Annotated in this window: 22 protein-coding genes; 18 read left to right on the top strand and 4 right to left on the bottom strand. The window is 43.1% G+C overall.

Going from position 1 to position 24,350, the window contains the following annotated elements:
• Window positions 1–164: 164 nt before the first annotated feature.
• Together EQM06_RS04550 and EQM06_RS04555 are read left to right on the top strand one after the other, a co-directional pair.
• Window positions 165–851: a DUF554 domain-containing protein gene (locus EQM06_RS04550; RefSeq protein ID WP_128745199.1), complete on the top strand. Its 687-nt coding sequence runs from the start codon at window positions 165–167 to the stop codon at window positions 849–851.
• A 94-nt stretch (window positions 852–945) separates the two neighbouring features.
• On the top strand, window positions 946–1,158 hold the full coding sequence (locus EQM06_RS04555) for a zinc ribbon domain-containing protein (protein WP_128745200.1): 213 nt from the start codon (window positions 946–948) through the stop codon (window positions 1,156–1,158).
• Between the two features lie 111 nt (window positions 1,159–1,269).
• On the opposite strand, the gene EQM06_RS04560 is transcribed toward EQM06_RS04555, so the two are convergent.
• The 4 genes from EQM06_RS04560 to EQM06_RS04575 all read right to left on the bottom strand — a co-directional run bounded on the left by EQM06_RS04560 (window position 1,270) and on the right by EQM06_RS04575 (window position 4,795).
• The gene (locus tag EQM06_RS04560; RefSeq protein WP_128745201.1) at window positions 1,270–2,628 is read right to left on the bottom strand and encodes a PFL family protein; all 1,359 of its coding nucleotides are present in this window, start codon (window positions 2,626–2,628) and stop codon (window positions 1,270–1,272) included.
• Between the two features lie 20 nt (window positions 2,629–2,648).
• Window positions 2,649–2,912 carry an ACT domain-containing protein gene (locus EQM06_RS04565; protein WP_128745202.1) on the bottom strand — a complete coding sequence of 88 codons (264 nt, stop codon included), beginning with the start codon at window positions 2,910–2,912 and terminating at the stop codon, window positions 2,649–2,651.
• 99 nt (window positions 2,913–3,011) lie between these two features.
• On the bottom strand, window positions 3,012–4,079 hold the full coding sequence (locus EQM06_RS04570) for an elongator complex protein 3 (RefSeq protein WP_128745203.1): 1,068 nt from the start codon (window positions 4,077–4,079) through the stop codon (window positions 3,012–3,014).
• Window positions 4,076–4,795, bottom strand: a complete 720-nt coding sequence (locus EQM06_RS04575; protein ID WP_128745204.1) for a DUF6873 family GME fold protein — start codon at window positions 4,793–4,795, stop codon at window positions 4,076–4,078. The genes EQM06_RS04570 and EQM06_RS04575 overlap by 4 nt, the downstream gene beginning before the upstream one ends.
• Window positions 4,796–4,951: 156 nt before the next feature.
• Here EQM06_RS04575 and EQM06_RS04580 point away from each other — a divergent pair, with 156 nt between their 5' ends.
• The 16 genes from EQM06_RS04580 to EQM06_RS04660 all read left to right on the top strand — a co-directional run bounded on the left by EQM06_RS04580 (window position 4,952) and on the right by EQM06_RS04660 (window position 24,315).
• A complete protein-coding gene (locus tag EQM06_RS04580) occupies window positions 4,952–5,629 on the top strand; it encodes a uracil-DNA glycosylase (protein ID WP_128745205.1) in 678 nt (225 codons plus the stop codon).
• Window positions 5,630–5,750: 121 nt separating this feature from the next.
• Window positions 5,751–6,308 carry an N-acetylmuramoyl-L-alanine amidase family protein gene (locus EQM06_RS04585; RefSeq protein WP_128745206.1) on the top strand — a complete coding sequence of 186 codons (558 nt, stop codon included), beginning with the start codon at window positions 5,751–5,753 and terminating at the stop codon, window positions 6,306–6,308.
• A gap of 135 nt (window positions 6,309–6,443) precedes the next feature.
• Complete coding sequence (locus EQM06_RS04590) at window positions 6,444–7,610, top strand: class I SAM-dependent methyltransferase (RefSeq protein ID WP_128745207.1); 1,167 nt, start codon at window positions 6,444–6,446, stop codon at window positions 7,608–7,610.
• A gap of 162 nt (window positions 7,611–7,772) precedes the next feature.
• Entirely contained in the window at window positions 7,773–9,644 is a 1,872-nt protein-coding gene (gene typA / locus EQM06_RS04595; protein WP_128745208.1) for a translational GTPase TypA, read from the top strand.
• A 293-nt stretch (window positions 9,645–9,937) separates the two neighbouring features.
• A complete protein-coding gene (locus tag EQM06_RS04600) occupies window positions 9,938–11,167 on the top strand; it encodes an ATP-binding protein (RefSeq protein ID WP_128745209.1) in 1,230 nt (409 codons plus the stop codon).
• 237 nt (window positions 11,168–11,404) lie between these two features.
• On the top strand, window positions 11,405–12,397 hold the full coding sequence (gene galE, locus EQM06_RS04610) for a UDP-glucose 4-epimerase GalE (protein ID WP_128745210.1): 993 nt from the start codon (window positions 11,405–11,407) through the stop codon (window positions 12,395–12,397).
• 54 nt (window positions 12,398–12,451) lie between these two features.
• Window positions 12,452–13,282: a DUF368 domain-containing protein gene (locus EQM06_RS04615; protein ID WP_128745211.1), complete on the top strand. Its 831-nt coding sequence runs from the start codon at window positions 12,452–12,454 to the stop codon at window positions 13,280–13,282.
• Between the two features lie 55 nt (window positions 13,283–13,337).
• Entirely contained in the window at window positions 13,338–13,985 is a 648-nt protein-coding gene (locus EQM06_RS04620; RefSeq protein ID WP_128745212.1) for an undecaprenyl diphosphate synthase family protein, read from the top strand.
• 141 nt (window positions 13,986–14,126) lie between these two features.
• Window positions 14,127–15,206 carry an ABC transporter substrate-binding protein gene (locus EQM06_RS04625; RefSeq protein WP_128745213.1) on the top strand — a complete coding sequence of 360 codons (1,080 nt, stop codon included), beginning with the start codon at window positions 14,127–14,129 and terminating at the stop codon, window positions 15,204–15,206.
• 116 nt (window positions 15,207–15,322) lie between these two features.
• Window positions 15,323–16,144: an ABC transporter permease gene (locus EQM06_RS04630; protein WP_230975023.1), complete on the top strand. Its 822-nt coding sequence runs from the start codon at window positions 15,323–15,325 to the stop codon at window positions 16,142–16,144.
• The gene (locus tag EQM06_RS04635) at window positions 16,141–16,935 is read left to right on the top strand and encodes an ABC transporter permease (protein WP_128745214.1); all 795 of its coding nucleotides are present in this window, start codon (window positions 16,141–16,143) and stop codon (window positions 16,933–16,935) included. The genes EQM06_RS04630 and EQM06_RS04635 overlap by 4 nt, the downstream gene beginning before the upstream one ends.
• A 2-nt stretch (window positions 16,936–16,937) precedes the next feature.
• On the top strand, window positions 16,938–17,912 hold the full coding sequence (locus EQM06_RS04640; protein ID WP_128745215.1) for an ABC transporter ATP-binding protein: 975 nt from the start codon (window positions 16,938–16,940) through the stop codon (window positions 17,910–17,912).
• 2 nt (window positions 17,913–17,914) lie between these two features.
• On the top strand, window positions 17,915–18,787 hold the full coding sequence (locus EQM06_RS04645; RefSeq protein ID WP_164914350.1) for a carbohydrate kinase family protein: 873 nt from the start codon (window positions 17,915–17,917) through the stop codon (window positions 18,785–18,787).
• Window positions 18,788–18,813: 26 nt separating this feature from the next.
• On the top strand, window positions 18,814–19,797 hold the full coding sequence (locus EQM06_RS04650) for an ADP-ribosylglycohydrolase family protein (protein ID WP_128745217.1): 984 nt from the start codon (window positions 18,814–18,816) through the stop codon (window positions 19,795–19,797).
• Between the two features lie 34 nt (window positions 19,798–19,831).
• A complete protein-coding gene (locus EQM06_RS04655; RefSeq protein WP_128745218.1) occupies window positions 19,832–20,629 on the top strand; it encodes a mechanosensitive ion channel family protein in 798 nt (265 codons plus the stop codon).
• Between the two features lie 245 nt (window positions 20,630–20,874).
• On the top strand, window positions 20,875–24,315 hold the full coding sequence (locus EQM06_RS04660) for a pyruvate carboxylase (protein ID WP_128745219.1): 3,441 nt from the start codon (window positions 20,875–20,877) through the stop codon (window positions 24,313–24,315).
• Window positions 24,316–24,350 lie beyond the last annotated feature (35 nt).

Here is a 24,350-nt window from a genome sequence, read left to right on the forward strand (position 1 = left end):
GTGGAAAAGTGACGAATGTTTTAAAAAACTGGCATTTGCAGGTTGTGGAAAACGACAGGATTTTACACAGAAAGTTTACATAATACTGTCAAAATAATGGACGAAATATTATTTTTTGTAATAAGATAGGATAGAAATTGTAGCCTAGAAGGAGGTAAAAATCATTGCTCGTAGTACTTGTAAATACGTTAGCTGTCATTATCGGAAGCACCATAGGTCTGCTTTTAAAAAAGGGCATTCCTGAGAGCATAAGAGATATTGTGATGAAAGGAATCGCCTTATGTACGCTTTATATTGGGATATCCGGTACGTTAAAAGGGCAAAACACGTTAATATTAATTTTATCTATGGTCATTGGATCCATTATAGGACAAGGGGTGGATTTGGACAAAAGGCTCAACAGTTTCGCCGAGAAGCTGGAAGGTCGGTTTAAAAAGCCGGGGGACAAAGTATCTGTAGCAGAAGGTTTTGTGACAGGCAGCCTGCTGTTCTGTGTGGGAGCTATGACCATAGTGGGCTCTCTTAGAGCAGGACTGGTGGGCGATTATGAAATGCTGATGACAAAGTCTGTTTTAGATTTAATTTCCTCTTGCGTTTTCGCTTCGGCTTTGGGGATTGGTGTTCTCTTTTCGGCGGGATTTGTTTTGTTCTTTCAGGGAGCTATTGTTCTTTTGGCGCAGTATGTGTCGCCTTTTTTAGGGGATTACGTGATTGCAGAAATGACTTGTGCCGGTTCTTTGCTGATTTTGGCATTAGGCCTTAATATTTTAGGCGTTACCCGATTAAAGGTGATGAACTTTCTGCCCGCTATATTTTTACCAATTTTGCTATGCATGTTCATTCCGGCTTAATTATCATTTGTTCATAAATTTTTAAGAATAAAGTGATAGTATGTTTGAGTGAGCAGGAATATAATACTATTAATTTATGAGAGGAGATTAGACAATGGAAAAGAAGCAATATGTATGCTCGAAATGCGGATGCCATGAATATGAGTGTGATCAATTTCAGGCTACGGGAGGAAATTTTGCAAAAATTTTTGATGTACAAAATAAGAAGTTTACGACAATAAGCTGTGCTCAATGCGGGTATACGGAACTGTATAAGCAAATGGGCTCTTCCGGATGGGATACATTGGACTTCCTGACGGGATCCTGATAGAATAATGAGATAAAAAGTGCTAAGGATAGATTCCTTAGCACTTTTTATCTAACAGGAAATATCGTTTTCTGTTAAAACGGGGAGTACAGAGGGGTTCCCCGAAAATATTTAATTTTTTAAGCTTTGAAGAGGAGCTGGAATTCTTCCGCCCCGGTTGATCATTTTAGCAGGAGATTTGGAGTGAAGCTTCATGACCGGACCATTTCCAAGGAGTCCGCCAAAGTCCAGCTCTTCTCCTTCTTTTAATCCCACAGCCGGGATGACTCGTACAGCTGTGGTCTTGGAGTTTACCATACCTATAGCTGCCTCGTCGGCAATAATGGCTGAAATGGTTTCAGGCGTTGTATCTCCCGGAATGACGATCATATCAAGACCTACCGAGCATACGGCTGTCATGGCTTCCAGTTTTTCAATGGACAGGCTTCCGGCTCGTGCGGCATCGATCATTCCGGCATCCTCTGTCACAGGAATGAAGGCTCCGGAAAGTCCGCCTACATTGGAAGAGGCCATTACACCGCCTTTTTTTACGGCATCGTTCAGCATGGCCAGCGCAGCGGTGGTTCCATGGGTACCGCATTGCTCCAGACCTATTTCTTCCAGTATGTGGGCGACGGAATCTCCAATAGCCGGCGTAGGGGCGAGGGAGAGGTCAATAATGCCAAAGGGCACGCCCAGACGCTTGGAAGCTTCTGTTCCGACCAGTTGACCCATTCGGGTGATCTTAAAAGCGGTCTTTTTAATCATGTCTGCGACCTCGGTCAAGTCGGCATCGTCCGGCATTTTTGCAAGAGCCGCACGCACTACACCGGGACCTGAAACGCCTACATTCAGAACGCAGTCCGGTTCACCGGGTCCGTGGAAGGCACCTGCCATAAAGGGGTTATCCTCAGGAGCATTGCAGAAAACCACAAGCTTTGCCGCTCCGATACACTGACGGTCTTTGGTTTCTTCGGCAGCAGCCTTTACGATACCGCCCATGAGCTTCACGGCATCCATATTGATTCCGGCTTTGGTGGAACCAATGTTGACAGAAGAACAAACGAAGTCCGTTTCGCTGAGTGCTCTTGGAATGGATTCAATCAGTTTTTTGTCTCCGGGCGAAAATCCCTTATGAACTAAAGCGGAGAAACCTCCGATAAAATTTACCCCTACATCTTTTGCCGCTCGATCCAGCGTTTTCGCATATTGGACCGGGTCACCCCCTGATGCTCCCACAAGCATAGCGATAGGAGTGACAGAAATTCTTTTGTTTACAATGGGAATACCATATTTTTTTTCAATATCTTCTCCGGTTTTTACCAGATCCTTTGCGTAATTATATATTTTGTTGTACACCTTTTCGCAGGATTTATCAATGTCGCTGTCACAGCAGTCCAGCAACGATATACCCATGGTGATCGTTCGTATGTCTAGATTTTCATCCTGTATCATGGTGATGGTCTCCATGATGTCCGTCATATTCAGCATTACATGTACCTCCCCATCTATTAAATTCTATGCATGGAATTAAAAATGTCTTCGTGCATGACATGAATCGTCATCCCTGCTACATTTTTCTGCAGATTTTCTCTTAACGTGTCTAATTCACAGTTCATTTCGGATATATCAATGAGCATGACCATGGCGAAGTATTCCTGTAAAACGGACTGTGTCACTTCTACTACATTGGCATTGGCTTCGGCGCAGGTGGTGCTGACTTTGGCCAGAATGCCTACCATGTCCTTACCTATTACTGTTACTACCGCTTTCATATATTTAATCCTCCTTTAAAGCTCTGCTCCTATCTTGTGATGTAGGGGGCAGAGTGTATGTGTATTGTGATCATAAACAAAATTTTATATAATATTTTATTATTTTATCACATTATAGTGATTGTCCGCAAGTAAAGTATTTTCAGTATATCGGATTTCAATATGAGGATATTTGGCGGCAAAATACTCTTTGTTGCTGCGCTTATTGCCAATCATATTTGAAAAGCACCGACTGTTGCTTTGAAAAGTAAAGCACGGTTTCTGCTCGGGATCCTCCGGGAATTCTGAACCCGGAGCACGGTATGCGCCGGAGCATAACAGGGATGTTAGCTTCTCCTCGAGAATTTCCTTGGCAATTTCTGATTCTACAAGCTGTCTGAAAGCAGGGTGATACGTACCGCCGGTAATGGCACCGTGCTCATTAATAATGTCCGTGCTTTTTAGTCCCACCCGAATGATTTGGATACCCGCCGCATCTAATATTTTGTACATTTCCTTTGTGGTGAAGACCGCTTCCTTTTGTGAAAGGGGTTGATAGACTCCCCGCTCATACATACGCAGAAGCTCGGTATCCTCAATGATGATCGTGGGGTAAAGCCGCGCGATAGACGGCCCGATTTTGACGGCCTCCATAGCGGAATAAACAGACTTTTCATGCGTATCTCCGGGGAGACCAATCATCAACTGAATACCCAGTTCAAATGAATAGGCTTGTATCAATTCACAGCTTTTATATACAATCTCACTGTTATGACCGCGGTTAGAAGCTTGCAGCACCGAATCATCGAAGGATTGGACGCCCAGTTCTATAATGTCCGTATGGTATGCCTTCAGATTATCCAGAATTTCTTCATTAATATAATCCGGTCTTGTGGAAAGGTGAATCTTATCGATCCGTCCTTCATCTTTGTATTGCTTTGCCACGGCCAGATAGGCTTGCTGCTCTTCGATGGGTATCCCTGTAAAGCTGCCGCCGAAAAAGGCAATTTCCACTGTTTCCAGACCACGCCCGGTTAAGGTCGGGAGATATTGATCTATAATATGCTTTACGTCTTCCGCGTGAATGGGCTTCTGCCGGGCGGTAATCTTTTTCTGGTTACAGAAAACGCAATCATTGGGACAGCCTTCATGGGGAATAAAAATGGGTATAATGGCATGTTTCTTCATTGATGTCTCCATTCGATAATCGATCCGATATCCTCCAGCGGATATTCTTCAAAATACTTTACTTTCAGATTCTGTGCTGATATATATTCTGAAATCCTTTCGAAGTCGGGATGTGCTTTCAGATTTCCGTTAAAAATGATTTCATCGCCTACTCGGCCGGAGGCTCCTCCTAAAAATCCGTAGGGAAATTTGCCCAGTCTTACGTGTCCCGGCTGAATTAAAAGGAGATGAATGCCATGAGAATTCCTTTCGGAGGGTGGTAAGTCAGAACGGCTTATCGTATCAAAGTATTTGTTGACACTGGCATAGATTCCCTGGTCGGAGGTAATGGCACAGCGGTCGTTGATAACCACCATATTACATTTTGTATACCCCTGATTGACCTGTAGGGTCTTCCGCTTGGACTGGCAGATCTTTTCCAGCAGAAGCGGGGAGGTGTATTTCAGGTTGTGAATAAAATAATTTCCCATGCATACGGCATTGTATTTTATATTTTCCGGATATCGATAACCCAGATCGGATGAGGGCGGGAAATCTGCACAAAAAACAGGAGCTTCCGGTTCCGCACCCAGTTTGCACATATACATATCCGCATGGGAAGCGACTTCCGGATAAACAAAGCCGGTAGCTTTTATGGGCACCAGCGTATGATTCAGGCTTATAAGATAGTTCAGCAGTATGCTGTGGGCGTTTTCTGATACATATATCGTACTCATATAAAAATAGATCCTTTTGTTTTTTGCCCGGTGCCTTGCACTGCAGGCAGATTTTTGTCGTAGATAAGTTGTTATAGGTTTTTACTATTATAGCACAAAACAAAATGGTATAATGAACTTATCATAATAATTTATAGAAATTGGAGGAAAGAAATCATGCCAAAGATCAGTAATGATTGGCTGGATGTAATCGGAGATGAATTTCAAAAACCCTATTATTTACAGTTACGCCAGTTTTTAATAAAGGAGTATAAGACCCGTAGAATTTATCCTGCCGCAGACGATATTTTCAATGCCTTTCATTTTACTCCGTTGAAGGAAGTGAAGGTACTGCTGATTGGTCAGGATCCTTATCATAATGAAAATCAGGCCATCGGAACGAGCTTTGCCGTTCCTGCCAGCCAGAAGGAAATCCCGCCGTCCCTTGTGAATATCTATCAGGAGCTGCATGATGATCTGGGCTGTAGGATTCCGAATAATGGATACCTGAAAAAATGGGCAGATCAGGGCGTGTTACTTTTAAATACGGTTTTAACCGTGAGAGCTCATCAGGCAAATTCTCATCAGGGACAGGGATGGGAAATCTTTACAGATGCTGTTATCCATGCGGTAAACAAAGAGGATCGGCCTATTGTATATTTCTTGTGGGGAAGGCCTGCACAGTCAAAAAAGAGAATGTTGACGAATCCGAAGCATCTGATTCTGGAAGCCCCCCATCCAAGTCCTTTATCCGCCTACCGGGGCTTTTTCGGATGCAGGCATTTCAGTAAGGCCAATGCATTTCTGTCTGCCAACGGCGTGGAACCGATAGACTGGCAGATCGAGGACGTATAGGAAGAGACTCTCGCTAAACCTCCGAAACAATTATGAAGCTTTAGGTACATAACGAATAACGCTGGCATATATATGATATATATTGAGAATTATGCCTGTTGTGCATAAGTTAGGAGGATATATGGAGACGACAACGCCAAGTGTTTATTTGAGCCCTTCAGTTCAAGATTATAATGAATATATTATTGGAGGAAGTGAAGAATATTACATGAATCTCATCGTTGATGCCATGGTGCCTTATCTGAGGGCAAGTGATATCTCCTTCAATCGGAATAATCCAAACGATTCTCTGGCTCAAGTCATTGAACAGTCCAATGCGGGAGAATATGATCTGCATTTAGCCCTTCATTCCAATGCTTCTCCGGAAAATTTGTCAGGCATGCTGCAGGGACCGGACGTTTATTATTATGCCTTTAGTCAGGATGGTGAAAAAGCCGCAAACATATTTGCCAAAAATCTTTCAGATATTTATCCAAATCCTGATTTAGTAACCACTATTCCAAATACTACGCTTGCCGAACTGAGGAGAACCAGAGCCACATCCATTCTTATAGAATTGGCCTATCACGATAATTATGAAGATGCCAACTGGATCGCAGGCAATATCGAAGCTATTGCAGAGAATCTGGTATTTTCTCTGGCAGAATACTTTGGAATTCCTTTTGTAGATCCACTTTAATTGAAAAAATTTCGGCAGCTGAGGCTGGCGAAATACTGTAATAGCCGTCAAATCTATTGGCGGTTATAAAGTTTTTTGGTATAATATAAATTTAGATTAAAATGACATCTGAAATAACGGAGAAAGCGGTGTACAATGGACAAGCTTATTGAATTAATTAGAAAAATATTGGAAGAAGATCAGGTCATCAAGATTACCTTGGGGAATATGCGAAAAAAATCAAACCCTTGTAAAAAGGTTACCATACGGCCGATTCTTTTGAAGAAACAGCTGGTATATCAGGTGGAATACCACTTCGAGAAAAAAGTGACTCATGAAAATTTATCTGCTGAAGAAATCCTTTTGCTGTGTCAGAGACTCATCAACGAGGAGTTTAAGCAGGTAAATGTGCAGACAACGGATGAAGAGATTCAGATTCTGGCGTCGAAACCCGAAAAGCCTAAAATCATAAGAAGGCAGACCGAAAAAAGAGCAGTAGCTCATTTGGAACATAATAAAGGGAAAAAGTATATCATTCAGGAAGGGGAACCTTGCGATTTTTTAATCAAATTGGGTGTTATGGGAGAGGACGGCACGGTCTTTCAAAAGCATTATGCCAAGTTCAGGCAGATAAACCGATATTTGGAGATCGTGGAGGATGTGCTGGAGTATTTACCGGAAAGAGAAGAGAAACCCTTAAGGATTATTGATTTTGGCTGCGGTAAATCTTATTTGACCTTTGCGCTATACCATTACCTTCGAATCATGAAGAAACGGAATGTGGAAATAATCGGGTTGGACTTAAAGGAAGATGTGATAGAATTCTGCAATAACATATCGGAGGAGCTGGGCTACCCGGAGCTGCATTTTTTGAAAGGTGACATTGCTGATTACACCAGCGACCATGCGGATATGGTGGTTACTCTTCACGCCTGTGATACGGCGACCGATTATGCGCTGATCAATGCGGTCCGATGGAACTCTAAGGTCATTTTATCCGTTCCCTGCTGTCAGCACGAATTGTTTCATCAGATTAGAAGTGACCTGCATCAGCCTTTGTATAAGCACGGGATTTTAAAGGATCGGTTTACGGAGCTGCTAACGGACGGGCTGAGAGGACTAAAGCTGGAAGCCTGTGGGTATGAGGTGGCTATGATTGAGTTCACCAGCTTGGAGCATACGGCTAAAAATATCATGATCCGTGCTGTTAAAAAAGAAGAGGCCATGAAAACAGCATCCAGGAAAAAGGCTCAGGAAGAATATGAAGCGCTAAAAACGTATTACCATGTAAATCCTACCATGGACCAATTGAAAATCAAATAGCGGCTGATGCCGTTATTTTTTTAATAAATATTGAATTTATTTTGCATTGTGATATAATATTAAGGTTCGGGATACGACGAGTTACAATTTATGTAAAATGTGGAACTTAATGCATTGGTTCCTTTTATAATAAATAAAGTGGTATAGAAAGTAGGAGTCATTATGGCAAACAAACAAAAGATCATTAACATAGCGGTCATAGCGCATGTTGATGCAGGAAAATCTACCTTGGTAGATGCATTTTTAAATCAGAGCGGAGTTTTCCGTGCAAACGAAGAAGTCGTTGACTGCGTTATGGACAGCGATGACATAGAGAGAGAAAGAGGAATTACGATTTATTCCAAAAACTGTTCCGTTATGCATGACGATGTAAAGATCAATATCGTAGATACACCGGGACATGCAGATTTCTCATCCGAAGTAGAGAGAATCATGAAAACAGTGGACACGGTCATATTGCTGGTAGATTCCAGTGAAGGCCCGATGCCTCAGACACGATTTGTTTTAAATAAATCGTTGGAGCAGGGATTGAATCCTATTCTGCTGATCAACAAGATCGACAAAAAAGATGCTCGAATTGATGAAGTAGTGGATGAAGTATATGAATTGTTCATGGATTTGAACGCAAATGATAAACAGCTGGACTTTCCGATTTTATACGGCATAGCAAGACAGGGCATCGTGGTGTATGATCCGGCAGATGTGAAGGATGTTGAAGTGGAAGTAGGCGGGCAGAAATCTGAAAAAAATCCACAGGGCGGCAAAGGCGGAGATATTAAGCCATTATTTGAAACCATTACCAAGCATGTGGAAATTTATCCGGATCTTAGAGAAGAATCCCTGCAGATGCAGATTTCTTCACTGGGATACGACGATTATATCGGAAGACTGGGAATCGGCCGTGTGACCAAGGGCATCATAAAAACCGGACAAACTGTTGCGGTGGCTAAGGCTGACGGCAGTATCGTTTCCCGAAAAATTAATCAGGTCTTTGTATACAGAGGACTGAAAAGAACCCCTGTGGATCAGGCGGAATGCGGAGATATCGTAGTGGTATCCGGCATTGCAGACATTTCTATCGGAGAAACCATTTGTGACAGCTCCAATCCGCAGCCGATGGAAATGATCCATATAGAAGAACCGACATTATCCATGAACTTTATGGTAAATAAGTCTCCTTTTGCCGGAAAGGTGGGGAAATTTGTAACTTCCAGACACATTAAAGAAAGACTGGAAAAGGAACTGGAAGTAAATGTAGGACTTCTGGTAGAGCCGACAGATTCTACGGACGTATTTAAGGTATCGGGCAGAGGGGAACTGCACCTTTCCATCCTAATTGAAAATATGAGACGTGAAGGATATGAATTGGCGGTATCCAAGCCGGAAGTCATCATGCACAAAAACGAGCACGGGAAGAAATTAGAGCCCATTGAAGAGGTGGTTATCTCTGTTCCCGATGAATACTCGGGAAGTGTTATTTCAAAGCTGAATGTCCGAAAGGGCATCATGAAGGAAATGTCCGGAGAAAACGGATATTCCAAGCTGGTGTATTTAGTACCGACGAGAGGGCTGCTGGGATACCGAAGTGAATTTATCAACGATACCCGCGGGGAAGGAACCATGGTCAGACATTTTGACAGCTTTGATGAATATAAAGGAGAAATCCCACAGAGAACAAACGGTGTAGCTATTGCTCAGGAAGAAGGAACTTGTACGGGATATGCGCTTTTTAATATTCAGGAGCGAGTTCAGATGTTTGTAGAACCGGGTACAAAAGTGTACGAAGGAATGATCGTGGGCATGAACAGCAGAAATGACGATATGGTCGTAAATCCATGTAAGGCAAAGAAGGCAACCAACATGCGTGCTGCCGGCAGTGATGATGCGGTCAAGCTTTCTCCTGCAAGGGTCTTTACACTGGAGGAAGCTCTTGAATTTATTAACGACGATGAGCTGGTAGAGGTTGTACCGGATGACATTCGACTGAGGAAGAAGTTTTTAAAAGAATTGGATCGAAGAAGATCGGGAAGATAGTAATTTAATAATAATTAAAAGATATTATAAAGGCTGAGTTTTGCATCGTGCAGGATTCAGTCTTTTTGTTCAGTAGGAAATATCGTTCCTTTTAAATAAAATGGAATGAAATCCGATTTTTGTTGATAAAGTAAGAAAATAGGATTATACCACAGTATTATCCGTTGAAGAAAATCAACGATAATTTCGTCTAAAATGCAATCAATATAAGTAATAGCCGAAAATACATTGACCAGGTAGAGCGTATCGGCTATAATATAGTATATAATAATTTTAGACGAAGAGGTGATTTCATGAATTATATGCACAGGGTAATGGAGGATACCTTTCTCCGCCTTTCCAATGAGTTTCCTGCTTTGCTGCTTACCGGTCCGAGGCAGGTCGGAAAAACCACCATGCTGCAAAAGCTGGCTGCAGAGGAGAACATAGGACGGGAGTATGTTACACTGGACGATTTGACAGAGCGCCAAATGGCAAAGAATGACCCCAAGATGTTCCTGCAAATTCATAAGCCACCGGTATTTATCGATGAGGTGCAGTATGCACCGGAGCTGTTTTCCTATATTAAAATACATGTTGATCAAAACCATCGTGCCGGTGATTTCTGGCTGACAGGTTCACAGGTGTTCAAATTAATGGAGGGAATACAGGAATCTCTGGCTGGGCGCGTTTGCCTGCTCCATATGGCTCCTATGTCACAGGCTGAAATCTACGGTGCTGCTTCAGCACCTTTTGTGCTGGATTTGGAGCAGCTGTCACAGCGGATAAAAGAGCGGACTCCTGTTGATACTCCTGCACTTTATGAACGTATTTTCAGAGGTGGGATGCCTGCTCTAATCAGCGGGCAGTACAGCGATTATCGGGCAGTTTATTCCAGCTATATCAGCACCTATATTGACCGGGATGTAAAAGAGATATCTGGTGCCATTGATTCACTTAAATTTATGGATTTTATCACATCGGCCGCCGCTCTGTGTGGACAGATGGTGAATTATAAGACTATCTCTGATGTTGCCGGGATTGGCCAGGTTACCGCTAAAAACTGGCTTGGGATTTTGGAGAGGCTGGGAATTGTATTTTATCTACACCCATATTCCAACAATATGCTTAAGCGTATGGTGACGAAACCAAAGCTTTATTTCTACGACTGTGGCTTGGTGGCATACCTGACCAAATGGAGAGGCAGCGACATGCTGATGAATGGTGCCATGAGCAGTGCGATTCTTGAGAATTTTGTGGTGTCGGAGATTGTCAAGAGCTATCAGAATTGTGGCCGGGAAGCTTTCGTTTATTACTATCGTGACAAAGATACCAAAGAAATAGATATTCTGCTGGAAGACAGCGGTAAGCTATACCCTATGGAAATCAAGAAAACTGCTATGCCACATAGTCAACTTACCCGGGTATTTGGGGTTATAGATAAAGCCTCTTTAGAACGTGGCACAGGGGCAGTACTTTGCACAACAGATAGGCTATCGGCATTTGATGGCCAAAATTTAATTGTTCCCATTTGGGGGATATGAACTGTTTACAGGTGTTAGAAGAAGCAAATGGCATTCAGGTACCCTTTGAGATTGTAGGGCGACGACCCGGAGACATTGCAAAGTGTTATGCAGATACATCAAAAGCAAAGTGCGAATTAGGGTTTACTGCAAAGCGAAGCATTATTGAAATGTGCAAGGATGCCTGGAGGTTTGAAACAACATTAAATATTGAAGAAATGGATGCTGGAATAGCTGCACATAAAAAGGAGATTTTATATGGAAATTTTAGTTGCTGGCGGTGCAGGTTATATTGGATCCCATACCTGTGTTGCTTTACTTAAAGAAGGACATCGCGTAGTGGTGGCTGACAATTTATGCAATAGTAAAGCGGAAACCATACATAAAATAGAGCAAATTACCAATAAAAAAGTTGTATTTTATCAAATTGATGTAACAAAAGAAGAGGATATAAGACCTGTATTTTCAAAGCATCAATTTGACGGTGTGATTCATTTTGCAGGGCTTAAGGCTGTGGGGGAATCAGTAAAGGAACCGCTTAAATATTATTACAATAATGTGTTGAGCACGATTATGTTGGCTCGCATGTGTCAAGAGTACAAAGTAAATCGATTTGTATTCAGTTCTTCTGCTACGGTATATGGAGAAAATGAAATCCCTTTTGTAGAGACGATGAATTTATTACCAACGACAAACCCATATGGGGAAACAAAGGTCATTAGTGAAAGAATTTTAATGGATATGCAGAAAGCAAATCCTGAGTTTTGTGTATCTCTTTTACGTTATTTTAACCCGATAGGAGCTCATGACAGCGGTCTGATAGGAGAAATGCCCAACGGGATACCCAACAATCTGATGCCGTATATAACTCAGGTCGCAAAAGGAAAGCTAAATAAATTAAAAGTATTCGGAAAGGATTATCCAACCGTCGACGGAACGGGAGTCCGGGATTATATCCATGTGATGGATTTGGCAGAAGGTCATGTACTGGCTTTGGAAAAGCTTACGAAGGGTGTACAAATTTATAATCTTGGCACCGGCCAAGGCACTAGTGTACTACAGTTGATAAGAGCCTTTGAAGAAGCAAATCACATTCAGGTGCCATTTGAAATCAGCGAACGGAGACCGGGAGATATTGCAGAATTTTATGCAGATGCATCAAAGGCGGAGCGTGAATTAGAATTTACCGCAAGGCGGGGTATTCTTGACATGTGCAGGGATGCGTGGAGATTTGAAAAAAATCTTGGATAGTGGGTATGGGCTGTAGCAGGTACAGAATTTTAGCGATTATGAGGGTAGTGACAAATGGAGATTAAACAAAAAAATAACGACGAACATATTTTTATACGGTTCATAAAGGGGTTTATTATTGGCGCTTCCATGCTGGTTCCGGGAGTCAGCGGTGGGACGATGGCCATTATTCTGGGGATTTATGATGATTTGATACATGCTGTAAATTCTTTAAGAAGTAATTTTAAAGGGAATGGATTGTTTTTATTACAATATGGAATCGCAGGGGTCATAGGGATACTCTTATTATCGGGACCTATGCTGAATGCGGTCACTGCATGGCAGAAGCCGATGATGTTTTTATTTCTTGGCGCCATCCTTGGAAGCTTTCCTCCTTTATATAAAAAAGCCACAGCCGATAAGGTGAAGCATGTGAATAAAGTGGCTGTAGTGGTCGGTGCAGCCATTGCCTATCTGATTACGTTGTTTCCGGAGGGGATGCTGGATTTTGAGCCGGGATTTCATCTGATGAGCTGCTTTATGCTCCTCCTTGCCGGTGTAGTCATAGCTGTGGCTTTGATCCTGCCGGGAATCAGTGCCTCTTATGTTTTGTTGATGCTGGGCATGTATGATTTGACACTGAAGGCCATTCGATATTTGGATATGGCCTATTTAGTCCCGCTGGTCGTGGGAACCCTGGCCGGAACTTTTCTTACGGCGGGAATCATTGAACGAGAAATGAAAAGGCACCCGCAGTTTACATATATGCTGATTATTGGGTTTATGATCGGCTCTTTGCTGGAGGTTTTCCCCGGTGTGCCTCAGGGAGTGGAACTGGTTCAGTCAGCGGGTATGTTTATGGTGGGGCTTTTCGTAATCCTTTGGATCAGTAAGGACAGATCGTGAATAAATTTACCATGGATAGAACATAATACCTCCTATATGAGTGGGGGAAATGGATATGCGGAACAGTGAGGTAAATGAAAGAAAACGAGCTTTTAAGAGGATACCCCGGCACATTGGGGTCATACCCGATGGAAACCGGCGCTGGGCTGTCAACTGCGGTCTGGAAAAGAAAGACGGGTATCAACACGGTCTTGATCCGGGATTTCAGCTGTATGATTTATGCAGAGAAATGGGTGTAGAAGAATTGACCCTTTACGGGTTTACTGTGGACAATACGAAACGCCCGGCAGAACAAAAAAGTGCTTTTCAACGTGCCTGCGTGGATGCGGTACTGGAGCTTTCAAAACGGGATGCAGAGCTTTTGGTCATGGGGAATGACCGATCTCCGTGTTTCCCGGAAGAACTAAGAGCCTTTACGAAGCGAACGAAATTTGGACAAGGCGGTATCAAAGTGAATTTTCTGGTGAATTACGGATGGGATTGGGATCTGATGAATGAAAGCGGCTTGGCTTCCAGAGATATTTCCAGAATTGATTTGATCATGCGGTGGGGAGGAATGCGCAGATTGAGTGGATTTTTACCGGTTCAGTCCGTATATGCAGATATTTATGTTTTAGATGAATTTTGGCCGGAGTTTACGGAGGAGCAATTTTATCGGGGCATTGCATGGTATCAGACGCAGGATAAAACGCTGGGGGGCTGAGAAGTTTCGGATTCCGGAGATAGAGGAACACTGGAAAAGTATGGTTGATTTTTGAATATAATAGTGATAGTCTTAAACATATATTTGCGGACAAGAGCAAGGAAACTAATTTTTTGTAACAGCCAGACGAGGAGGAAAAAAATGAAGGGTAAAAAGCTATTGGCTGCTGCTTTGGCATTTTCACTAATGCTTTCTATGGCGGCCTGCGGCAGTAAATCAGAAAATGAGAATACTGCAGACAAAGAAAAGACAAAACTATACGTTGTGAACTGGAAGGACTACGGATCGGATGACAAGGATTTCATTGCAGCTTTTGAAAAACAATATAACTGTGAAATCGTCAATACGTATATGTCCAGTGAAGAAGAGCTTTTAACAAAATTGAGGACATCCAAAGCCGGAGAAATTGATGTATGTCTTCCGAACTGCTCCATACTTCCGGCAGCTATTGACGAAGGGCTGCTGGCTGAGATCGACACCTCAAAACTCAAGAACTATGACGGAATGTTTGAAAAATTCAAGACGCAAAAGGAATGCTTTAAAGACAACAAAATGTATGCGGTTCCTTTTGTATGGGGATCAACGGCTATTGCATATAATACAGACGCTGTTAAGGAAGCTCCAAAGTCCATGGCCGCATTATTTGATAAGAAATATGCCGGAAAAATTGCTTTCCGGGACGATTACAACGATGCGGTTATGTCAGCGGCAATTGTATTAGGTCAAGACCCGAATAATCCTTCCGATTTAGATGCAATCAAGGCAAAGCTGATCGAACAAAAAGCATTAAATAAGACCTACTGGAAGACTGGAGACGAATTTTCTAAGCTTTTCGCAGGAAAACAGATCGATATTGGACTGATGTGGTCCGGCCAGTCCGCTTCTATGAAACAGGAAGGCCAGCCTATTGCGTTTACTGTTCCTGAAGATGGAGCAATCGGCTGGGTAGACAACTGGGGCATTGCGTCAGGCAGCAAGAACAAGGATCTGGCTTATGCATTCATCGACTGGATGATCAGCAAGGACTTTCAGTATAACTGGGCATCCAAAGGCGGTCCGGCTCCTGTCAATCAGGCAGCCGCAGCCTCCATCGACCCGGAATACGCTGCAGCGGCAGGAATGGATGAAGCCTCGCTGAACCGCCTGTACTTTATGGAATACCGAACGGATAAAGTGAAGAATACCTGGAATGAACTTTGGACAGAGGTAAAGGCAGAATAATCTCATAAATAAAGGAAGCTGTACTAATTTATTTTAGTACGGCTTTTTTTGTAAGCCATTGGATGAAATTTATGTTAAAATAAAGGACAGTATAGTATTTTATTGGAGGAGTAACATTGAAAAATAATAAGAAGGTAATGACCCTGCCCGGCATGGCGGTACTCTTTCTATTTGCGATCTTACCGCTTTTCATCATGTTGGCGTACAGCTTTCAGAGCGACAACGGAACAGGGCTTACACTGGAGAACTATTCCAGATTTTTTACGAAGACTTTTTATCTCACCTTGACCTTTAGAACCATCGTGAACAGTTTTTTAGTGACGGTAATCAGTCTCGTTATCGCATACCCGTTGGCGTATATCATGGCAAAGCATTTAAAAGGACTTAAGAATATCGTCATGGTGCTTCTGATCATACCCTTTTTTACCAATCAGCTGGTCCGGGTATACAGCTGGCTCATTTTTTTGCAGGATGGGGGCGTATTTGACAGAATGATGAATGCGCTTGGGCTTATAGACGGAACGATGGGGCTGTTGTACACGAGAACAGCCGTAATAATCGGTTTGATCCATGCTTTTTTTCCTTATATGGTCATAACGATCTATATGGCTTTGGAACGTTTGGACAACACCCTTCTGGAAGCCAGCAGCTGCCTTGGGGCATCGAAGCTTACCACCTTTACCCGGGTGGTTCTGCCTATGTCCATGCCCGGAGTCGTGACAGGGATCATGATTGTATTTGTGCCGTGTCTTGGAACCTTCGTTGAGCCGAGGATTTTGGGCGGAGTGAACGGAACCGTGATAGGAACGGTTATTGAAGACCAGTTCTTCGAAATTTATGGCTGGAATTTTGGTGCCGCCATAGCCTTTCTTCTTCTTGCCATGGTTCTTATAAGTATGGCTGTTATTAATCGCTTAGGCAGGAGGTATGATTCATGATAAAAAGCATTGGAATGAAACTATATGTGCTGTTGACTATTTTATTTTTATATACGCCGATTGTGGTACTGATGGTCATGGGATTTAATGAATCCCGATACAACTCCCTGCCGTTTCGATTCAGTACCAGGTGGTATGAAGAGCTGTCGCAGAATGTGACCTTGCTGAGTGCGGCGGAGAACTCTTTCTATCTGGCGATTGTCACCGGAATCATCTGTGTTATACTGGCGACGCTTTTTACATTGGGAGCGGAGTCCCTATCGAAAAGGGCGGAAGGGCTATGCAGGAGTGTCATGATGATGCCCATGAGCATACCGTGGCTGATCATGGGGCTTTCCATGCTGCTGATGATTCGGTTCATCGATATGGATAAGAATTTGTTTTTCGTAGCTGCGGGGCATGTGGTCATATCGCTTCCTTATGCCATGCTGGTATTACAGGCTCGTATTCATTCCATAGATCCGGCGCTGGAGGAGATGAGTTTATCCCTGGGTGCGGATGCATGGACGACGTTCAGAAAAATAACGCTTCCCGCCATAGCTCCGGCTATGGTGGCAGGAGGATTTTTATCCTTTATGATCAGCTTTGATAATTTTCCGATCAGTTATTTCTTGATGCCGTCCGGGATTTCCACCCTTCCTATTGAAATCCAATCCTCCATTAAGTTTGGATTCACACCGGAAATCAATGCAATATCTACCATAATAATAGGAATATCCCTTGCTTGTCTGGCCATAGTGGGGCTCATTATGGGCAGAAGCTTTAAAAGTGTGCTGGGAGGTGGCAAATAATCATGGCAAAGGTAACAATAAAAAATTTAACGAAGGTATACGGAGAGAATACGGTCGTAAGCAATATATCTGTAGAGGTTCCGGACGGAACACTGGTTTCCATACTGGGACCTTCGGGCTGCGGTAAGACCACGACTCTTAGAATGATAGCAGGTTTTGAGATCCCACAGGAAGGAGAAATTTATTTTGATGACCAGCCGATAACCGGTATTCCTGTAAACAAAAGAAATATTGGGATGGTTTTTCAGAGCTACGCACTGTTTCCTCATATGACAGTAAAACAGAACATTGCATACGGATTGGAGCAGCGTAAATTTACAAAAAGTGAAATAGAGAAACAGGTAAATACTGCATTGAAAATGGTTCATATGGAAGAGTATGCAAACCGAAAACCCAAACAGCTTTCGGGGGGACAGCAGCAGAGAGTCGCTCTGGCTCGTGCTCTGGTCATAAAGCCGAGAGTATTGCTTCTGGATGAATGTTTAAGTGCTTTAGATAAAAAGCTGAGAGTAGAAATGCAGCTGGAGCTGAGGAAGATCTTAGAAGAGACCGGTGTGACCACTTTCTTTGTGACTCACGATCAGGAGGAAGCGATGACCTTATCGGATTATATCATTGTCATGAATAACGGTATAATCGAGCAAATAGGAACGCCTTTAGAGATCTATGAAAAACCTAAAAATGCTTTTGTAGCCAGTTTTTTAGGAAAGGCTAATTTCTTTGAACAGGGAAACCGTCTGTATGCGGTGAGACCTGAAAAGGTAAGCATATCTAAAGAAAGAATGGAAAATGCCAAGAAAAAGGGCAGAGTAAGTTTTGTGACGTATTCGGGAAGTCTGACCAGCTATACTATAGAAGCCGAAGAAAAGACTGTAGTGGTACAGCAACAGAATACTTCTTTACAGGAACAGATCAATAAGGGCGATGAAGTGTATATCGGATGGGAAAAAGAATCCCAGATCCCTCTGGAGGTATGAGGATGACGGAATGTGTAATATTTGGCGGGCTGCTTTTGGACAAATACTTCGAGATTGAAGAGCTGCCCGAAAGAGGTCAGGATGGGTTTATAAACGGCGAATTTGAATGCGTCGGAGGATGCTCTGTCAATATGGCGGTGACTTTTGACAATCTGGGGGGCAAAGCGCATATTGTGTCCTATATAGGAAAAGACCAAACGGGACAGTCCATTATGAAATATATGAAGGAACACCATTTGTCCACCCGGTATGTACGGGAAAGGGAAGGAACGACCGGGTATTGTATGGTCTTTCTGGAGCCGGACGGCGAAAGGACCTTTCTCACAAAAACCGGTATGGAGCTAAATTTCTCAAAAGAGATTCTTTCAGACGAATTAAAGGGGATAAGATATGCGGCAGTAACGGGATATTTTCTTTTGAACGATCAGACAGAACATATTGTTCAAGTACTGGAAGCTTTTCATCGGGACGGCGGATATATTTTATTTGACCCCAGTCCTTTGGTAGGAAGTATCGATCAGGAGCTATTGAGGCGCATGATCCGTATCAGCGATATGGTCACGCCCAACACAAGTGAGATAGGGGTTGTCAGAGAGTGGCTGACTGGGGATCAGGTGGTCATTCTTAAACGGGGTGAATTGGGCGGAACGGTATATGAGGGAAATCATTCCTTCGATTATTTACCATTGGTAGTGGATACGGTAGATACCACTGGCGCCGGAGACAGCTTTGCTGCGGGTGCTCTGTTTGGAATCGCAGAGGGTAAAACACTGGCGGAGTCTGTGAGACTGGGCAGTCTGACTTCTGCCATAACAGTTGGGATAAACGGGCCTCACGGCTTTTGGAAGCTGGAGGATAAACTAAAAGAACTATAAAACAGAAATAGGAGAGGAGGAGTTTGATGTTAGACAGAGCATATGGTGCCTTGGTAGGAGGGGCAATCGGCGATGCCATGGGGATGCCGGCATCCTTTTTTACCCGGGAGAAGATGAAAAATACGTATGGGTATATCCATGATTTTGTTACGCCGGAAGCAGAAGTTCAGACCTGTCACGGAAGCCTGCAGGCAGGAGAAATTACGGATGATACCATGGAAAGTGTTATCATCAGTAATGTTTTAATTGAATATAGAGGCTTTAATAAGGAAGCTTTTAATCAGGCTATGAAGGAATGGGCTATCCGGCAAAAAATGCTGGAAACTACAGTGATCGGCCCAGCTACCAGAAAGTATTTAACGGCTTTAATAGAAGGAAAAAATCCGGAAGAGACTTCAGGAGAAAGTGCCACAAACGGCAGTGCTATGAGAGTGGCTCCGGTGGGAGTTAAATATTGGAATGACTGGGAAGGCTGTTTGCAAGCGGCGGCGGAATCTTCCCTGCCGAGCCATGGCAGCCGGCCTTGTGTAGCCGGGGCCTGTGCAGTGGCGGCAGCTGTTGCGGCGGGCGTGCATGGCGGATATACTCCGGAAGAGGTGATGAATAAAGCCTGTGAGGCAGCCATCTTTGGTGAAACCATTGGCAGGGATATAACGGCCCCTCTGGTTTCTAAACGAATCCTTTTAGCCAAACGGATTGTGGAGGAATATAAAAAGGAAGGTCTGGAATGCGTTTTAGACGAATTGGTAGGTACGATAGGGGCCAGTATGTATGTCTACGAATCCGTTCCTTTGGCACTGGGCGTTTTTTATGCCGTGGATGGGGATGCAAAGAAAGGTATACCTGCGGCTGTAAATTGCGGGGACGATGCAGATACCAACGGTGCCATCTGCGGCAATATCTGCGGAGCCTATTCCGGTGCGGCAGTGCTGCCTGAAAGCTGGAAGCAGCGGGTACAAAAGGTGAGCAGCTTAGATTTTCTGGAGACTGCAAAAAAATTAATAGGATAAGCCCCAAGAAATAAAATGGGATAAGAGGTGTTTTATGTTTTCAGAAAGAGCGTTAGAAAAGTTAGTAAGTTTTGCAGCTTCACTGGGAGAAGCTGCAGTGGTTTTAATTGCCGGGTACATTATCATAAAAATCGTACTGGGAATTATCAGACGTGCTTTGAATAAAACTACATTAGATGCATCCCTGCATACGTTTATTGAAAATTCGGTAAAGGTCGTTTTTTGGATTATATTGACGATTACCGTGTTAGGTGTGCTGGGTATTCCGTTGTCTACGTTTATTGCGGTGCTTGGGGCTGCCGGAGCGGCTATTGCGCTGGCATTAAAGGATAGCTTGGGAAATATTGCAGGAGGAATCATCATCCTTGTGACAAAACCTTTCAAACAGGGCGATTATATCGATATTATTGAGGTGGCAGGCGTGGTGGAAGAGATTGATTTGCTCTGCACCAGACTGAAAACGGCGGATAATAAAGTGGTCAGTGTACCCAATGGAAAGATGACCACTGCAGTAATGATCAATTCCTCTGCGGAAGCCACGAGAAGGGTAGACTGTACATTTGGAATCGGTTATGAGGATGATATGGACAAGGCAAAGGAGCTGCTTTTGGCAGTTGCCGAAGCGAAACCTGAGGTTTTCCGTGACCCGGCTCCTTTTGTGTGCGTTTCAGGACATGGGGATAACAGTGTGCTCATTGACTTGAGAGTTTGGTGTAAAACAGAAGACTATTGGGATATAAAATATTTTCTGGAGGAGAATGTGAAGGTAGCTTTTGACGAGGCGGGGATTTCCATTCCATATCCGCAGATAGAAGTACATTACAAAAAATAAAGTTTTTTTATGCTGTCAATAATTAAAAACTATCGATATATACGTAAAAACGATTAAGTATTAAGAAAATTTCGTTGACAAGGGAATGGAATAGTTCGTATAATTGAACTAGAGAGAAAAAAACATTGTGGAATAAAACAAAAAAATAAGGCAATTCGTGGCATAAATTTTGTAAGATTTCACAAGAATTAAAAAACCATAAAGGGTTAGACAGTTAAGTTATTAGTTATGAGGAGAGATTTATAATGCAGCAGAAGTTTAAAAGAGTCCTGGTTGCAAATCGAGGTGAAATTGCAATCAGAGTGTTTAGAGCTTGTAAAGAGTTAGGCATTAGAACAGTAGCAATTTATTCAGAAGAAGATAGAAATTCGCTATTCCGTACAAAAGCTGATGAAGCGTATCAGATCGGGAGAGGAAAATCACCGGTTGATGTTTATTTAAGCATCAATGAAATTATTGAGCTGGCAAAGGCCAAAGGCGTTGATGCCATCCATCCGGGTTATGGATTCCTCTCAGAAAATGTTGAATTTGCAAGAAAATGTGAGGAAGAGGGAATCGTCTTTATCGGGCCGACTTATCAAATGATGGATAGATTGGGCGATAAGATCAAATCTAAAATTGTAGCTCACGAAGTGGGTGTTCCAACGATTCCGGGCGTAGAAAAGGCCATAGAAAATGAAGAGGAAGCTAAAAAAATAGCGGAGGCCTGCGGATACCCGATTATGCTTAAGGCGGCTGCCGGCGGCGGCGGAAGAGGGATGCGTATTGTACGTAAGGCAGAAGATCTGCTGGCTGAGTTCAGAAGTGCAAGAAGTGAAGCTAAAAAAGCCTTCGGGATCGACGATATTTTTATTGAAAAATATCTGGAAAGTCCAAAGCATATCGAAGTTCAGGTCTTTGGGGATAACTACGGAAATATTGTTCATCTTCACGAAAGAGACTGCTCCATCCAGAGAAGACATCAGAAGGTCATAGAATTTACACCTGCTATTTGTATTACTCAGGAACAGAGAGAAAACATTTGTGCAGATGCACTTAAGATGGCCAAAGCGGTAAGCTACAGAAGTGCAGGTACTGTTGAATTTTTAGTAGATAAGACAGGACAGCATTATTTTATTGAAATGAACCCAAGAATCCAGGTAGAGCATACCGTAACAGAAATGGTCACGGGAATTGATATCGTACAGTCACAGATTTTAGCGGCTGAAGGATACCCGCTGGATTCTGACAGAATCAATATCAAGAGCCAGAAGGACATACAGCCGAGAGGATACGCTATTCAGTGCAGGGTAACCACAGAAGACCCGAGCAATGGCTTTGCTCCGGATACCGGGGTGATTGATCTATACAGAACAGGCTCCGGTTTTGGTATCAGACTGGATGGCGGTAACGGCTTCTCAGGAGCTACGATTACCCCTTATTATGACAGCCTGCTGGTAAAGGTAACCGCATGCGGCAGAACCTTTGATGACACCATTGCCAAAGCCCTTCGAGCTTTGGATGAAGCGAAGATCAAAGGAGTAAAGACGAATATTGGATTTATCATGAATGTATTGAATCATGAGATGTTCCGGGCAGGAAAGTGCGATACGGGATTTATCGCGGACAATCCGGCTTTATTTGAAATCAAAAGCGACGATCCGGAACTGAAGATTTTAAACTTCCTCGGAAATAAATTCGTCAACGAAACCAAGGGCGAAAAGCCGCAGTTTGACGTACCGGTCTTCCCGAGGATAAAATCGGAGGTCATCAAGGAACTGAGAGGCACAAAGCAGAGACTGGATGAAGAAGGTCCGGAAAAGCTGTCCAAGTGGATCGGAGCTAAAAAGGAACTTCTTTTGACCGATACGACCATGAGAGATGCACAGCAGTCTCTTATGGCTACAAGAGTAAGAACCATTGACATGGAGAAAATTGCTCCGGCTACTGCACTTTATGGCCAGAATCTGTTCTCGCTGGAAATGTGGGGCGGGGCGACCTTTGATACCTCGTATCGATTCCTTAAAGAATCCCCATGGGAAAGACTTGCTACGCTGAGAGAAAAGATTCCTAATATTCTATTTCAGATGCTGATTCGAGGTGCCAACGCAGTTGGATATAAAAACTATCCGGATAATGTTATCCGCGAATTTGTTAAAGAGTCTGCTCAGGCAGGTATCGACGTATTCCGTATCTTCGATTCATTAAACTGGATAGAAGGCATGGAGGTTGCTTTAGACGAAGTGCTGAAACAGGGAATGGTAGCAGAACCTTGTATTTGTTACACAGGAGATATTTTAGACGAAACCAGAGAAAAGTATAACCTGAAATATTATATCAACATGGCTAAGGAGCTTGAAAAGAGAGGCGCACACATTTTAGGCATCAAGGACATGACGGGTCTTTTAAGACCGATGGCGGCTAAAAAGCTGGTTGAAAGCTTGAAGAATGAGATTGATATTCCAATCCATCTTCATACCCATGATACAAGCGGTAATGGCGGAGCTACGTACCTGATGGCGGCATTAGCCGGTGTGGATATCGTCGACGCAGCCTTTAACAGCATGGCAGGTCTTACAAGCCAGCCTGCACTGAATACCATGGTTGCGGCTCTTGAAAATACAGAAAGAGCTACAGGTATTCAATTGGATGGCATTCAGCAGATTTCAAACTATTGGAATGCCGTAAGACCGGTATATCATGATTTTGAATCCGATCTGAAAGTAAGTACTGCGGAAATTTATAAATATGAGATTCCGGGAGGTCAGTATTCAAATCTGAGACCTCAGGTTGAAAGCTTTGGATTGGGACATAAATTTGAAGCTGTAAAAGACATGTATAAAACCGTAAATGAAATGCTTGGTGATATTGTCAAGGTAACGCCTTCCTCAAAAGCGGTGGGCGATATGGCTATCTTTATGGTACAAAACGACCTGACTCCGGAAAATATTTATGAAAAAGCAGCGGACATTGATTTCCCGGATTCCATCGTATCTTATTTTGAAGGAATGATGGGCCAGCCTCAGGGCGGATTCCCGGAAAAGCTTCAGAAGCTTGTATTGAAAGACAAGAAGCCGATTACCTGCAGACCGGGCGAACTTTTACAGCCGGAAGACTTTGAATATATCCGAAAAGGTCTGGTAGAGAAGCTGGGTCTTGAGGGTACGCCTCAGGAAGTCATCAGTTATGCCCTGTATCCAAAAGTATTTGTGGATTATATTCAGAGCGTAAGGAAAGATGGAGACTTCCGAATGATGGGAAGTGATATCTTCTTCCACGGACTTGCAGAAGGGGAAACTTGTGAGATCAAGATCGGAGAAGGAAAGATCCTCGTTATTAAGCTGGTGGAAGTTAAGAGTCCGGATTCGGAAGGTATGAGAGAGGTTGTATTTGAAGTAAACGGCAACAGACATTCCATCTCCATTAAAGATAAGGACTTAGAAAATATGGGCGTTGTCAAATCTTCTGCTCCTATGGCTGATCCGGATGACCCCGCACAGATCGGCGCCAATATTCCGGGAAATATTATCAAGGTTCTCGTGAAGGAAGGCGAAAAGGTTGAAGAAAAACAGCCTGTAGCGGTTATTGAAGCGATGAAAATGGAAACCAATATTTTAGCTGCTATGGCAGGAACCGTTGATAAGGTTTACGTCAAAGAAGGCCAGCAGGTAAAAGCAGGAGAATTAATCGCTGAATTGAGCAAATAAGACAAAAAAATAAAAGAATAGAGATGAAAAAGGAT

The organism is Aminipila luticellarii, assembly GCF_004103735.1.
Lineage (GTDB): Bacteria > Bacillota > Clostridia > Peptostreptococcales > Anaerovoracaceae > Aminipila > Aminipila luticellarii.